Genomic DNA, 13574 nt, shown 5'->3' on the forward strand with positions numbered 1-13574 from the left:
CCTACCGTGCCTCCTGGTCGCTGTCCGGGACCCGTGCGGCCCACATCGGCTGCCGCTCCGTCCGCCACCGGCCCGTCCCGTTCTGCCGGGCCGGCCGCTCGCTCTGGCCGCGCAGCGCGGTGTGCGGCCCGTCCCACAGCGTGCCGTCGGACCGGTCACGCGGATCGGGGTCGATCAGCACCACACCGATCACCGGAATGCCCTGGTCCGCGAGGTGTCGCGCCACGGTGTGCAGCCATGCGGCGCTGCCGTGCCCGGCACGCACGACGAGCACGGTCCGGGCGCCGAGGTACTGGAGGTCGGTCCACGCGGTGCCCGGCGCCACCGAGCCGACGCCGAGCCGGCGCTCCTCATGCGACACGGCCGCGGCACGCTCGCCGCTGACCACGGTTGGATCTCCTGGCTTCGTGGTGCGCTTGGCGAGCTGCGGGCCGGGCAGTCCGTCGATGATGACCACTGGCCCCTCCGCCGCCAGTGCCCGGGCGAGGTCCAGGGCGATCACGCTCGTGCTGCGCGCACAGCCCAGTTCCAGCAGCGACACCGGTTCCGCGGAGCCGCGCACGGTGCGGGTCAAGGACGTGGTGAGCCTTGTCCGTGCCGCCCGGATCCGTCGGCGCTGCCACAGCCTGCCCGACCGGCGGGGGAGCTCCGCGATGACCGAGGCGCCGAGGTTCGCCGCGATCTCCCGGCGCAGCACGGGGCGGTCCGCCACCACCGCGCCGACGGCGGCCACCGCGAGCCCGAGGGCGAGCCCGAGGACGAGCCCGATCGCCGCGTTGGTGGCAGCGGCCTTGGGCAGGGAGTGCCGCACCGCGCGCGGGGCGTCCACGATCTGTGTGCCGGCGATGAGCTGGGGCGTGCCGATGCGGGCCTCCGCGGCGCGCTGGCCGAAATCGGTGATGCGCGAGGTGAGTTCGGCCCGGCGGGCGAAGAGCGACTCCATGTTCGCCGACGCCTTCGGCCCGCTCTCCGGCGATCCCTCTTCGATCGCCTTGTTGACCTGGGCGAGTTCGTCCCGCATTCGGTCACGCTGGTCGAGCAGGGTCTTGGCTTCGGCGTTCGCGGCTTCCTGTATCCGCTTCACATGGTCCGCGACGAACGCATCGGCCAGCGCCTTGGCGCGGGCCACCGCTTTCGCGTCGCTGTCACCTGTCACATTGATCTGCAGCAGGTTGTTGGTCAAACCGATACCCCCGTAGTCCTGCATGAAGTCCTCTGGTTTTTCCGGGGACCCGAGGGACTTCAGGGCCTTACCGGCGATCCGCGTGGTTTGCAGCAGCGCGACGTCGGTGCGGATCAGCGTTCCGGGGTCGTTCGGCTGGTCCTCCTTGTGCGCGACCAGCACCTTGGTCACCGCGCTCGGCGGCGGCGGCAGCAGGACCGCCACCGCCGCGCCGACGAGCAGCCCCAGCAGCGCCAGGGAGCCCCAGAGGCGGCGCCGCCTGCGCACCGCAACCACCAGCGACTGCAGGTCAAGCAGCGGAGCGGCGGCCGACGACTCCGATGTCGTACTCGTCGTCACCCTGAACCTTCCGTCGCGTGGTCGCGGGCCGCGAGTGCCGGCGTGGCGGCATCCCGAGGACGGGCGGCAGTCCGCGTCGGACGGGCCCGGACCGTGCCGGCGAGGACGATGCCAACGACCTCGTGCTTGGCGTCCGCACACGCCTCGGCGATGCCGGCGAGCTCCCCTGCGGTCCAGCTGCCCGCGCTGAGCACGACCAGGGCACCGGACTCGTTGTCGCGGTCCGGCACCATCGGCTGGGACACCGAAACCCCCACCACCCGCAGCATGGGATATCCCCTGCTCGAAGAGGACGGGATGGGGTATCCCCTGCTCGAAGAGGACGGGGAAGGACCGCTCTCGGCCTCGGCGACGAGCTGCCCGGCTGCCCGGCGGGCGACCTCGTCGCCGTCCGGGACGACAACGAGCAGCCGCCGGTGGGCCGGCAGTTGGTCCCGGAGGCGGGCGCACACCCGCCGGTAGCGGATCTGTCTGCTGGCCTCGTCGCCGGACGTCCGCGGGGTCGGTATGTCCCACCGGACGTCGACGCCCAGCAGCCGGCGGATCCGGGCCCGCGGGCCATGGCCTTCCGACCGGTGCGCGCGTCGTTCACCAGGTACGTCGACGGTACCCAGCAGCGCCGAGCCCAGCGCCGCGGCGATCTCCGGTTCGGTGCGCAGTCGGCGACTCATCCGTGCGGCGGTGAGATGGCCGATGACCGCGAGCAGGAAGAACAGCAGCGCCCCGGCGGCGATGAGCTGCGTCCTTGTCGGCGGTGCCTCGCCGGCCGGCCGGGCCGCCGGCCCCATGACGACCATGTTGGCCTTGTTGGCCTTGTTGGCAGCCGCCGGGTCGGCCTGGTCCAGCTTGTTGATGGCCTCCTGCAGCGCGGTGCGCAGCTTCGCGAGCTCGGTGCGGGTCTGCACGCCCTCCACGGTCTGACCCGGATCGGCCGCATCGGCCAGCTCGGTGATGCGGCGGCTGGTCCGCACCACCATCTGCCGCAGTGCCTCGGGCCGCGTCGCCGCTTCGGGGTCGGTGTTGTCGCCTGCGATCCGCGCGGCGAATGTGACGAACTGCTGGGCCACCTGGTCGGAGAGTTTCTGTGCGCGCTCCGGGGTGTCGGCCGTGCCCGAGATCTTGATGATGTTCCCGTCGGCGGCCTTGGCGCTCACCCGATCCCGCAGCTCGCTGCCGCTGACCCCGGTCCAGCCGAGCGTGGCGGCCGCGCGGTCGACCACCACCGAACTGGTCGCGATCTCCACCTGAGTCAGCAGCTCGCGCTCCTGCCACGCCCCCGGCAGCAGTACCGATGCCGACGTGGTGTAGCGCGGCGGAAACAGCAAAGAGGTGCCGTAGCCGACGAGCGCACCCACTACGGCGAGGATGGTGAGAAGCCGCCAGCGCCGACGGATAATCCGCCCGATCGTGACCAGGCGTATCGTGTCATCGCTCAACGGCGCGGCCTCTTCCCTGCCCGGGCCGGGGCGCCCGCCGACACCGGAGTGTGGTCACGGCAGGCAGCGGCGTAGGCGGCGAGCAGCGACACTTGCGAGTTCCGCCAGGAGAGCGGCCCGCCGATCCGCTCCTGGCCGATCTTGCCCATCCGGGCCCGCCTCTCCGGATCGTCCAGCAGCAGCGCGATGAGCCCCGCGAACTCGGCCTCGTCGTTGGCGGATGCGTAGACGGCGGCGTCACCGGCGGAGACCCGCGCCTCCCGGAGGTCGAACGAGACGATCGGCCGGCCCATCGCCATGTACTCCAGGACCTTGTTCATGGTCGACACGTCGTTGAGCGGATTGCGCGGGTCGGGGGAGAGGCACACGTCCGCGGTGGACAGGTAGCGCACCAGGTCGGCGTCCGGAATGCGCCCGGTGAACTGCACCTGCTCCGAGAGCCCGAGCCGCCGGGACAGCTCCACCATCGCGTCGAAGGCGTCGCCGGCGCCGACGAACACCGCATGCCAGTCGGTCCGCCCGAGCTCGTCGCGCAGCTTCGCGAGGGCCCGCAAGGCGTAGTCGACGCCGTCCTGAGGGCCCATGACGCCGAGATAACACAGCAGATGAGGCTTGCCGCGCTTCAACTCCGGTTCGGGTGGCACCGGTTGGAACCGGTCGATCGCGGGCGCGCTGCGCACCACGAAGACGTCCTCCGGCCTCCGGCCGCCACGGCGCATCGCGACGTCCCGGTAGCTCTCGTTCGTGGCGAGCACGACGTCCGCGGCCCGGTAGGTCCGCCGTTCCAGCGCGCACACGGCGCGGTAGAGCAGATCCTCGCCGCGGTCGAACCGGGAGAGGTACAGCTCGGGTACCAGGTCGTGCTGGTCGAAGACGAACCGCGCGCCGCGCCGCTTCAGCCACAGTGCCGGCAGGAACAGCAGATCGGGCGGGTTGCAGGCGTGGACCACGTCGACCGGGCCGACCTTGCGGGCCAGCCGGGCCGTATGCCACAACGCCGAGCCGTACTCCCGCAGATAGCCGGCCGGCCCTCCGGTGGCCGCGCGCAACGGGTAGCGGTGGATCCGCACCCCGTCGATCTCCGCCTCCGGCTCCGTGTCCCGTTTACTCCCCTGGGGACAGATGACGTGCACCTTCCAGCCCGCGTCGCGCAGCGTCGTGCACTCCTGCCACACCCGCCGGTCGAACGGCACCGACAGGTTCTCCACCAGGATCAGCGCGCGCCGGGCCGGCCGGTCGCCGCTGACCGTGTCACCGAACGATGTGTCACCAAGCAAGGCCCATGTACCCCGGTTCGGCCCGGCGCGCCTCGGCGTCGGGAAGGCGGATGAGGTCGACGATCACCGGGCCGTCGCCATGCGGCAGGGCCGACAGCACGGCCGGATCTCTGGTCCCGACCAGGCACACCTCGGCGTGCTCGAGCACCTCGTCGACGGAATCCGCGAGCAGCTGCGCGAGGTGCGGCAGCCGGTTCTCGATGTACTCGCGGTTCGCGCCGATCAGCCGGGAGAGGCTCACGTTGGCGTCGTGGATCCGCAGGTCGTAACCCTTGCCGAAGAGCCTCTCCGCCAGCTCGACGAGCGGGCTCTCGCGGAGGTCGTCGGTGCCGGGTTTGAAGGACAGCCCGAACAGGCCCACCCGGCGCTTGCCGGTGCGCTCGACCAGCTCCACCGCGCGCTGCAGATGGTCGGAGTTGGAGGGCAGCACATGGGCGAGGATGGGCACCGAGACGTCGGCCCGCTGCGCCGCGTGGACCAGGCTGCGCAGGTCCTTGGGCAGGCAGGAGCCACCGAAGGCGAAACCGGGCCGCAGGTAGGCGGGGCTGATGTTCAGCTTGCGGTCGGCCAGGAACACGTCCATCACCTGGTGCGAGTCCACCCCGAGCGCCTGGCACACCGCGCCCAGCTCGTTCGCGAAGCCGATCTTGAGGCCGTGGAACGCGTTGTCCGCGTACTTGATCGCCTCGGCCGTCGGGACCGGCACCCGGAACACCTCGCCGGGCAGGCCGTCGTACAGCGCCATCACCGCATCGCCGCTTGCCGGGTCGAGCTCGCCGATGACGGTTTTGGGCGGGTCGAAGAAGTCCCGCACGCTCGTGCCCTCGCGTAGGAACTCCGGGTTGACCGCGACCCCGATGTCCACCCCGGCCGTGCCGCCGACGTACTTCTCCAGAATCGGCACCAGCAGGTTCAGGCAGGTGCCCGGGAGCATGGTGCTGCGGAACACGACGGTGTGCCGCCCATTGCGCCCACTGCGATCCGTCAGCGCGGCGCCGATCTGCTCGGTGACCCGTTCCAAGTACGTGGTGCACAGGCTGCCGTTGGGCTCCGACGGCGTGCCCACGCAGACCAGCGACACCTCGCTGCCCATGATCGCCTCGCGGACGTCGCCGGTGGCGCGTAACGCCCCGGTCCGCACGACCTCGGCGATGAGCTCGCCGATCCGCTCCTCGACCACCGGGGCCTTGCCGTCGTTGACCAGGTCGACCTTCACCTGGTTCACGTCCACCCCGATGACCTCGTGACCCATGCCGGCCAGGCACGCGGCCGACACGCAGCCCACGTAGCCGAGCCCGAAAACGCTGACTCTCATGACCCGTTCCTCCCCCCAGGCAGGCCCTTTTGGCCTGCGGTCCGTGCACCGGCGAGACCGCCCCGTCGCAGCCCTCCGCGCATCAGTAGGCCCCCTGCCCGTAGAGCACCGCACGCAGCGTCTTCCACAAGATCACTGTGTCCAGGGCGAGCGACCAGTCCTCCACGTACCGCAGGTCCAGCCGGACCGCCTCCTCCCACGACAGGTCGCTGCGTCCGCTGATCTGCCACAGGCCGGTGAGCCCGGGCTTGACCAGCAGCCGCCGCCGGATGTCCGGGTCGTACGCGGCGGACTCCTCCGGTAACGGAGGCCGCGGACCGACGAGCGACATCGATCCGGTGAGCACGTTGAAAAGCTGCGGGAGCTCGTCGATCGAGTACCGGCGCAGCACTGCTCCCACCCGGGTCACCCGCGGATCCCGGCGGAGCTTGAACAGCAGGCCGGCGCCCTCGTTGCGGTCGGCCAGCGCGGCACGTGCCCCGTCAGCCCCGGCGACCATGGTGCGGAACTTGAGAATGGTGAACTCGCGGCCGTCCTTGCCGACCCTGCGCTGGCGGTAGAACGCCCCACCCCGACTGTCCACCAGCACGAGCAGCCCGACGAACACCATCAGCGGCGCGAACAGGATCAGCAGGATCGCTGCGCCCATCCGGTCGACGACCCCTTTGACCGCCCGGCGGCCCCCGGTGAAGGCCGGCATGCTGACCCGCAGCAGTGGGATCCCGAGCACCGCGTCGACGTGCAGCCGCGGGCCGGCCACCTCCATCAGCACGGGGGCCACGACCATTTCGGCGTCGCTGCCTTCGAGGTTCCAAGCCAGCCGCTGCAACCGGTCCGGTGACCAGTGCGGGTCCGGTGTGACCGCGACGACACGGTAGCCGTCGCGGCGGACGTGGCCCGCGACGTCCGTCAGTCGGCCGACGACCGGCACTCCGTCCAGTTGGCCACCGTCGAGCCCGAGACCGTCCGTCGTGCACACCGCGTCCACCCGCCAGCCGAGGTGCGGGAACTTGCGGGTTCGGGTGATCAGGTCGCGCACGGTGGCCGGGCTCCCGGCAGCGAGCACCGGTCGCAGGCACCGCCCCTCCTTCCGCTGTTTGTGCAGCCAGAGGCGCAGGAGATACCGCGCGGTCATGGTGATGAGCGCGATCGCGGGGATCGCTACGAAGATCCAGAGCTTGATGTTGCGCGAGGTGAGGGCGATCCCGCCGAGCGCCAGTACGACGGTCGCCGTGAACAGTGAGCGTCCGAGCCGGCGGAATTCCTCGGCGCCCTGGCCGAGCACGGCCGGGGCCCACGACCGGCTCACCGCAAGCGCCCCCAGCACCAGCAACTCGGTGCCGAATGCGAGAATCCCCCACTTCTCGTGCCAGTTGGCCGCGTCCCGGGCGCCGAAGAAGTTGCCGATCGCCGCCACCACGATGGCGGTGGCCACGGTATCGCTGGTGATCACGGTACGGCGGTACCGCTGCTCCCAGTCATTCGCGGGCCGGCTGATTGCCCCGTTCGCCAGACGCCCGCGCTCCGACGAAAACGGGCTGACTAATCCCCCTTGCCGCACAGAACCCCCCAGGTCCCCAGTGGTTCGACGTGGTCGCCTAACACTGTTCATCCCCCCGGGAGGCCCCCGCCCCCCCGCACTGTCCCTCCCCTCGGGGCCCCCGCCCCCGCCGCGCCGGTCCTTCCCACGGGAGGCCCCCACCCCCCGCGCCGCGCTGTTCCTCCCCGCGGGAGGCCCCCGCCCTCCGCGCATGACATCCCAGCTGTTTCAGAGCTACTTGAACAACGTGCGCAGGAACCCGTCGAAACCTCGGGTGCTCCCCGCACCCAAGGCCCCCCCTCGGGCTCCAGGAATTGATTCCGTAGCGCCGGACCTGCAGATCATTAGTGGTCGTCTAGATCATTACGGGTCGCCTCGTGCCCGAACAGCTGAAGCACGGTCAATCTAGACCATCGGGGCCCGGTATGTAGAGAGGATGTGTGTAATTTGTGTTCAAGCTTTGGGGCTGGATCCACCGACCGGTGACCACCTACGGGTCCTTTGATGCCAAAACGACGGGCCCTGCGCGGGGACCGGGGCGTGCTACGGCGACCGTGTCGCTGTCATCCGCTACGTGGCCGACATGGGCGGGCACGTCGAAGCGAGGTCCCTCTACGACATCTGCGCCTATGACGACGACCGACCCATGCGGATATCAGCTGACGGCGGCCTGCCCGGAACCGGTTGGGACCTGTACGAGTGGCGGCACTCGGGCGGCGGCAGCAGCCGTCGGTCAGAATGGTGCGGCGTTCTACCCCCGGCCGTGTGCCTGCCGCGACCGGCGGGCTACGGCATCCAGGCCTACGGCCAGGAACAGGACCAGGCCGGTGATCACGAACCGGTAGGACGAGTCGAGGTTGAGCAGGGTGAGACCGCTGGAGATCGACTGGATGACGAGGGTGCCGAGCAGGGCGGCGAAGGCCGAGCCGCGGCCGCCGAACAGGCTCGTGCCGCCGATCACCGCTGCGGCGATGGCGTTGAGATTGACGTCTCCGCCGCCGGCGCTCTGGTTCGCCGCGGCGAGCCGCGACGCGGCCAGGACTCCGCCGAGCGCGGCCAGGCTGGAACATATGACGAACACCGACGTGTACACGCCCCGCACATTGATCCCCGCCCTGCGGGCGGCCTCAGCGTTGCCGCCGACCGCGTAGACGGACCGCCCGTACTTGGTCCGGGTGAGCACATAGTGCAGCGCCAGCACCAGGGCGACGAAGAGGACGAACATCCAGGCGACGCCACGGGTGCGGCACAGGTAGGAGACCATGAACAGCAGTGCGGCAAGCAGCAGCAGCGACTTCGCGATGAGCCACTGCGGCGACTGCGCCGAGAGTCCCGCGCGGCGCCGCGTACGGGCGCGCACCCAGCCGGCGGCGGAGTACCCCGCCCCCGCCGCCACTGCCAGCGCGTAGGCCAGCCAGTCGGGGACGAACCACAGCTGCGCGAACTTGACGAGGGTGGAGTCGAAGGGGAGGTTGATCGCGTTCTCGCCCTGCAGCACCAGCAGTTGCACCCCGAGGAAGGCCAGCAGACCGGCCAGGGTGACCACGAAGCTGGGCACCCCGACGCGGTTGAACCCCTGGCCGTAGAGCCACCCGATCAGGCAGCTGGCGGCCAGGGCCGCGAGGACGGCCAGCCAGGTCGGCTGCTCGAACCGGACCATCACGACGGCGGTGATCGCCCCCGACAGGCCGCTGACCGATCCCACGGAGAGGTCGATCTGGCCGACCAGCAGGACGCACACGATCCCCAGCGCGATGACGCCGATCGGAACCATGTCGAAGGACAGGTTCACCAGGTTGGTGCTGGACAGGAACGTGGGGTTAAGCACCTGGAAGATGGTCCAGATCACCACGATGCCCGCGATGACGGGCAGCGCACCCAGGTCTCCGTCCCGGACCCGGCGCACTCCCGCCCGAACATGGTCGGCGACGTCCTGTGGGGTCGCGAGACGCTCGTCTCGCAGATCGGCGGGCGGCGCCACCCGATTGTCCTTGAGTCTCACGGCTGTTCCTTCTCTTCCCGCTGGGCGAGCGTGTGGCGGGCGGCCCGCCGTGACACCACGTTGTCGGCCGCGCCGGTGATCGCGGCGATGATTTCCTCGGACGAGACGTCCCTGGCGTCGAACACGCCGTTGTTGCGGCCAAGCCTGAGGACGGCGACACGGTCGGCGACCGCCCGGACGTCCTCCATGTTGTGGCTGATCATCACCACGCCGAGTCCGTTGTCCTTGAGCCGCTCGACCAGGTTCAGCACCTCGGCCGTTTGCGCGACGCCCAGGGCCGCCGTGGGTTCGTCGAGCAGGACGACCTTGGGGCTGCTGAGCAGTGACCGCGCGATGGCGACCGTCTGCCGCTGGCCGCCCGAGAGAGCGGCCACCGGTACGTCGAGTGTCGGGATCTTCGCCGACAGCTCGTGCAGCAGTTCCCACGAGCGCTTCTCCATGGCGACCTCGTCCAGCATCCACGGCCGGAGTTCCTGGCCCAGGAACAGGTTCGCCTTGACGTCGAGGTTCTCGCACAGCGCCAGGTCCTGGAAGACCGTGGCTATTCCCATGGCGTGGGCCTCGGCGGGCGAGCCCAGGGAGACCTCGTCGCCGTGAAAGAAGATCTTCCCCGCGTCGGCCGCGTAGACTCCGGAAAGGACTTTCACGAGCGTGGACTTGCCGGCCCCGTTGTCCCCGACGATGGCCACCACCTCGCCGGCCGCGACATCGAGGTCGATGTCGGTGAGCGCGGCGACCGCGCCGAAGTGCTTGCATATGCCCCGCAGTGACAACGCGGTGTCCGTGTTCTCGCGGGGAACCGCTGTGCCCGTACTCATGGCCCGCTCTCCTCCAAGGCGAGGACCGCTACTTGATGCCCAGTCGGCGGCAGTCGGCGGCGTACTGCTTGGTGCAGACGTCCTTGGTCTTGAGCACTCCGTCGGGGCCGAAGATGACCTTCTTGAGGTTCTCCTGCGTCACGACGGTCGGCTGGAACAGCTGGGAAGGCGTGTCGAACAGCGTGGCGTCGGCCTTGGGCTTCTTCCCCTGCATCAGCTCGTAGGCGACGTTCGCGGCGGCCTCGGCGACGGTCTTGATCGGCTTGGAGATGGTGTTGTATTGGTCCCCCGCGATGATGCGCTGCACCGCCGCCAGTTCGGCGTCATTGCCCGTGACCGGCGGGACCTGTTCATCCGCCGCCTTGAACGCGGCGATCGTGCCTCCGCCGGTGCCGTCGTTGGCCGCCACCACGCCGGCGATCCGGCCCTTGTACTGTGCGATCTGGCCGCTCACCCACTGCTGTGCCTTCTCCGGCGACCACTTCGGCGCGTCGTACTCGGCGAGCAGATCGAACCCGCTGTCGTCGACGGCCTTGTGGATGCCCTTCTTGATCAGCCCGGCGGCGGCGTCGGTGGGAGACCCGTTGACCTCGAGCAAGCCGCCCTTGGCCTTCGTCGCCTTCAGGTGATCGATCAGCGACTGCCCGATCGACGCCCCGATCGCCTCGTTGTCGAACGAGACGTAGAAGTCTGCCGGCTTCGCGACAACAGGTCGGTCGTAGGCGACCACCTTGACACCCTGGGACTGCGCCGTCTGCACGATCGTCGCCGCCGCGGTCGAGTCGACCGGGTCGAGGACTATCACCTTCGCGCCCTGAGTCATCGCGGAGTTCGCCTGCTGCTGCTGAAGCGAGGCGTCGCTGTTGGCATTCTGGTAGATCACCTTGCAGCCCGAGCACAGCTCGGCCATGCGCTTCTTGAACAGCGGAGCGTCGTACTGTTCGTAGCGGGTGGAGGCGAGGTCGGGCATCAGGAACGCGACCTTGCCCGTCGCGCCCTTCCCCTGGACGGCCTTGGTCGGTTCCTCGGCGCATGCGGTGAGGACACTCAGGGCGATGACGCCGATGAGAGCACCATTGGCCGTTCTCCTCATGTTCCACTCCTTGATCCGGGGCCGCGAACCGGTAGCTATCTCACAACGCACAAAGACGTAGCGCACAAGTAACGTGACCGTCATCGGAAGAGTCAACAGGCGGCCGGAAACGAACATGAGTTGCTGGGAATTCGATCACCTGAAGTGTTCGATTACCTTGCGTGGCTGAACAGCGGCATACCTCACTTCCCAGGGGGGAACACAGGGCATGCCTGGCTGTCACAGCTTCTCTCCAGGTGGAAGTCCGGCACCCGGCAGGTGGAGTCCGGTGCGCGCGCGGATGTTCTCTTCACATCGATCGAACAGGGGGTCTCATGGAGGCAAACGAACACCCGGCCGCCGACGAAGGCGGACGGGGGCCGAGCGACAGGCGGGAGCGGATCAAGACACGCGTTGTCGACGAAGGCTTCGTCCGCATCGAGCAACTCGCCGACGAGTTCGGCGTCACCCCGATGACCATCCGTCGCGACCTGGACTACCTACAGGCCAAGGGATGGCTCAGAAAGGTGCGTGGCGGGGCAACCGCACAGCCATCGACGGCATTCCACGGTGACGTCCGGCATCGCACCCAAGCCATGGTGGCACAGAAGAACATGCTCGCGCGTGCCGCGCTGACCTTCGTCAAACCGGGTCAGTCCATCGTCATCGACGACAGCACGTCCGCCCTTGCCCTCGTCGGACTGCTCCCTCAGCGGGCACCGCTGACAGTCATCACCAACTTCGTGCCCGTCACCCAGCTTCTGGCCGGCAGCGCCGGAATCGATCTGATCTCACTGGGCGGCTTGTACTACCCGGCCTACGACGCCTTCCTCGGCATCCGGACCGTCGACGCGGTCAGCACCCTGCACGCTGACGTCCTGTTCGCCTCCACGACCGCCATCACCCGCGGTCACTGCTACCACCAGTCCCAGGAGACAGTGGCGGTCAAGCGAGCCTTGATGGAGGCCTGCGACCGTAGAGTCCTCCTGGTCGACCACACCAAGTTCCGACGACGCGGGCTGTACCAACTCGCGCCCGTCACCGCCTTCGACCTTGTCATCGTCGATGCCGACATCCCGGAGCCGGACCTCGACTCGCTGCAGAGCAAAGGTGTGGAAGTCCTCGTTGCCCGACCGCACTGACGGGAGTCGTGAACTACGCGATGACCGGAGCCGGGTCCGTGATCAGTTCCGCCCAGATCGTCTTGCCATGACGGCCGTGTCGTGTGCCCCAGCGTTCGGCGAGCTGGGCGACGATGAACAGGCCCCGGCCGCCTTCGTCGTAGGTTCGAGCCCGCCGCAGGTGGGGGGTGGTGGTACCGCCGTCGGAGACTTCGCAGATCAGACAGCGTTCTTCGAGGATGAGGCGGAGCTGGATCGGGGACTGCGCGTAGCGGATGGCGTTGGTGACCAGCTCACTGGCTATGAGCTCGGTCGTGAAGACCGCGTCCTCAAGCCCCCATGCGGTGAGTTGGCCGGACACGTGCGCGCGGGCGTCGGCGACGGCGGCGGGGTCTGTCGGGACGTCCCAGGTGGCGACGTGGTCGGCGTCCAGGACTCGGGTGCGTGCGATGAGGAGGGCCACGTCGTCGCTGGGCCGGTCGTTGAGCAGTGCGTCGAGAACGGTCCGGCACCGCCCGTCCAGCGACGGCTCAGGGATGCTCAGTGCTTGCAGCAGCTCCTGGAGCCCGCTCTCCAGGTCGCTGCCGCGCTCGCGGATGAGGCCGTCGGTGTAGAGGGCCAGGAGACTGCCTTCCGGCATGTGCACGTCCACTGATTCGAAAGGCAGATTCCCCAGGCCGAGGGATGGGCCCAAGGGAGTGTCGATGATCCGGGCGTGATGATCCGGTGTGACGATGGCGGGTGGAAGGTGGCCGGCGGTTGCGAGGGTGCAGCGGCTGGCGATGGGATCGTAGACCGCGGCTGGGCGACAACGGCGCCGGCAAGTCCACCCTGATCAAGATCCTCTCTGGCTTCCACAAGCCCACCACCGGCACCATCGTCTTCGTCGGCTCCGAACCCACCAAGGGCTTCGGCCCGTTCAGGCTGTTCGACAAGAAGCTGGCCGGCGAGATCGCGGTGCGGGAGATGCAGTCCCTGGGCATCACCCGTGTCACCGACGGCAGCCGCCTGGTGGGCAGTCTGTCGGGCGGTGAGCGCCAGGCTCTGGCGATCGCCCGCGCCGTCTACTTCGGCGCCAACGTCCTCATCCTCGACGAGCCCACCGCCGCCCTCGGCGTGAAGGAAGCCGCGCACGTCCTGCGCATCGTCATGCAGGCCCGCGCCAAGGGCGGCGCGGTCATCCTGGTCACCCACGACGTCCGCCACGCGATGATGGTCGGCGACCACTTCGCCGTACTGATCCGCGGTCAGAAGGCCGACGACCTCTACAAGGGCGAACGCACCCGCGAGGAGATCACCGACCTGATGGCCGGCGGCGAGGCCATGGCCCACCTCGAGGTCGAACTCGCTCAACTCCCGGCCGACGCCTGATCGTCGCCGCCCCGCAGAGAGCCGCCCAGGGCTGGTGTCCTGGGCGGCTTTGACGTGCCTATAGCCGAGGTCGCCCCGGACGGTGATGCCCGTCGCGCCG

At 69.2% G+C, this 13574-nt stretch carries 11 protein-coding genes; 2 read left to right on the forward strand and 9 right to left on the reverse strand.

Annotated features, from left to right (window positions below):
• Position 1 precedes the first annotated feature (1 nt).
• The 8 genes from ACH4U7_RS10365 to ACH4U7_RS10400 form a co-directional block, all read right to left on the reverse strand.
• Positions 2 to 1522 (reverse strand): Wzz/FepE/Etk N-terminal domain-containing protein, encoded by a 1521-nt coding sequence (locus tag ACH4U7_RS10365; RefSeq protein WP_398527546.1) that lies wholly within the window; start codon positions 1520 to 1522, stop codon positions 2 to 4.
• Positions 1519 to 2958 carry a Wzz/FepE/Etk N-terminal domain-containing protein gene (locus tag ACH4U7_RS10370; protein WP_398527547.1) on the reverse strand — a complete coding sequence of 480 codons (1440 nt, stop codon included), beginning with the start codon at positions 2956 to 2958 and terminating at the stop codon, positions 1519 to 1521. The genes ACH4U7_RS10365 and ACH4U7_RS10370 overlap by 4 nt, the downstream gene beginning before the upstream one ends.
• The gene (locus tag ACH4U7_RS10375) at positions 2955 to 4235 is read right to left on the reverse strand and encodes a glycosyltransferase family 4 protein (RefSeq protein ID WP_398527548.1); all 1281 of its coding nucleotides are present in this window, start codon (positions 4233 to 4235) and stop codon (positions 2955 to 2957) included. Before ACH4U7_RS10375 ends, ACH4U7_RS10370 begins: the two co-directional genes overlap by 4 nt.
• Positions 4225 to 5550, reverse strand: a complete 1326-nt coding sequence (locus ACH4U7_RS10380; protein WP_398527549.1) for a nucleotide sugar dehydrogenase — start codon at positions 5548 to 5550, stop codon at positions 4225 to 4227. The genes ACH4U7_RS10375 and ACH4U7_RS10380 overlap by 11 nt, the downstream gene beginning before the upstream one ends.
• 82 nt (positions 5551 to 5632) lie before the next feature.
• Positions 5633 to 7111, reverse strand: a complete 1479-nt coding sequence (locus ACH4U7_RS10385; protein WP_398527550.1) for a sugar transferase — start codon at positions 7109 to 7111, stop codon at positions 5633 to 5635.
• A gap of 730 nt (positions 7112 to 7841) precedes the next feature.
• Positions 7842 to 9071: a sugar ABC transporter permease gene (locus ACH4U7_RS10390; RefSeq protein ID WP_398527980.1), complete on the reverse strand. Its 1230-nt coding sequence runs from the start codon at positions 9069 to 9071 to the stop codon at positions 7842 to 7844.
• Positions 9072 to 9088: 17 nt separating this feature from the next.
• Positions 9089 to 9910, reverse strand: coding sequence for an ATP-binding cassette domain-containing protein (locus ACH4U7_RS10395; RefSeq protein WP_398527551.1), 822 nt, complete (start codon positions 9908 to 9910; stop codon positions 9089 to 9091).
• A gap of 28 nt (positions 9911 to 9938) precedes the next feature.
• Positions 9939 to 11003 (reverse strand): sugar ABC transporter substrate-binding protein, encoded by a 1065-nt coding sequence (locus tag ACH4U7_RS10400; protein WP_398527552.1) that lies wholly within the window; start codon positions 11001 to 11003, stop codon positions 9939 to 9941.
• Positions 11004 to 11317: 314 nt separating this feature from the next.
• Here ACH4U7_RS10400 and ACH4U7_RS10405 point away from each other — a divergent pair, with 314 nt between their 5' ends.
• Positions 11318 to 12124: a DeoR/GlpR family DNA-binding transcription regulator gene (locus tag ACH4U7_RS10405; RefSeq protein ID WP_398527553.1), complete on the forward strand. Its 807-nt coding sequence runs from the start codon at positions 11318 to 11320 to the stop codon at positions 12122 to 12124.
• 13 nt (positions 12125 to 12137) lie between these two features.
• Here ACH4U7_RS10405 and ACH4U7_RS10410 read toward each other — a convergent pair whose 3' ends face one another.
• Positions 12138 to 12887: a SpoIIE family protein phosphatase gene (locus tag ACH4U7_RS10410; RefSeq protein WP_398527981.1), complete on the reverse strand. Its 750-nt coding sequence runs from the start codon at positions 12885 to 12887 to the stop codon at positions 12138 to 12140.
• Here ACH4U7_RS10410 and ACH4U7_RS10415 point away from each other — a divergent pair.
• Positions 12863 to 13474, forward strand: a complete 612-nt coding sequence (locus ACH4U7_RS10415) for an ATP-binding cassette domain-containing protein (protein WP_398527554.1) — start codon at positions 12863 to 12865, stop codon at positions 13472 to 13474. The two genes, ACH4U7_RS10410 and ACH4U7_RS10415, sit on opposite strands and share 25 nt — an antisense overlap.
• The last annotated feature ends 100 nt before the right edge of the window (positions 13475 to 13574 follow it).

The organism is Streptomyces sp. NPDC020845 (assembly GCF_044334165.1).
Lineage (GTDB): Bacteria > Actinomycetota > Actinomycetes > Streptomycetales > Streptomycetaceae > Streptomyces.

Bases quoted from the DNA above. Each gene is read 5' to 3' on its own strand.
- ACH4U7_RS10380 (WP_398527549.1), bottom strand. From the start codon at position 5,550: ATGAGAGTCAGCGTTTTCGGGCTCGGCTACGTGGGCTGCGTGTCGGCC.
- ACH4U7_RS10395 (WP_398527551.1), bottom strand. From the start codon at position 9,910: ATGAGTACGGGCACAGCGGTTCCCCGCGAGAACACGGACACCGCGTTG.
- ACH4U7_RS10400 (WP_398527552.1), bottom strand. From the start codon at position 11,003: ATGAGGAGAACGGCCAATGGTGCTCTCATCGGCGTCATCGCCCTGAGT.
- ACH4U7_RS10405 (WP_398527553.1), top strand. From the start codon at position 11,318: ATGGAGGCAAACGAACACCCGGCCGCCGACGAAGGCGGACGGGGGCCG.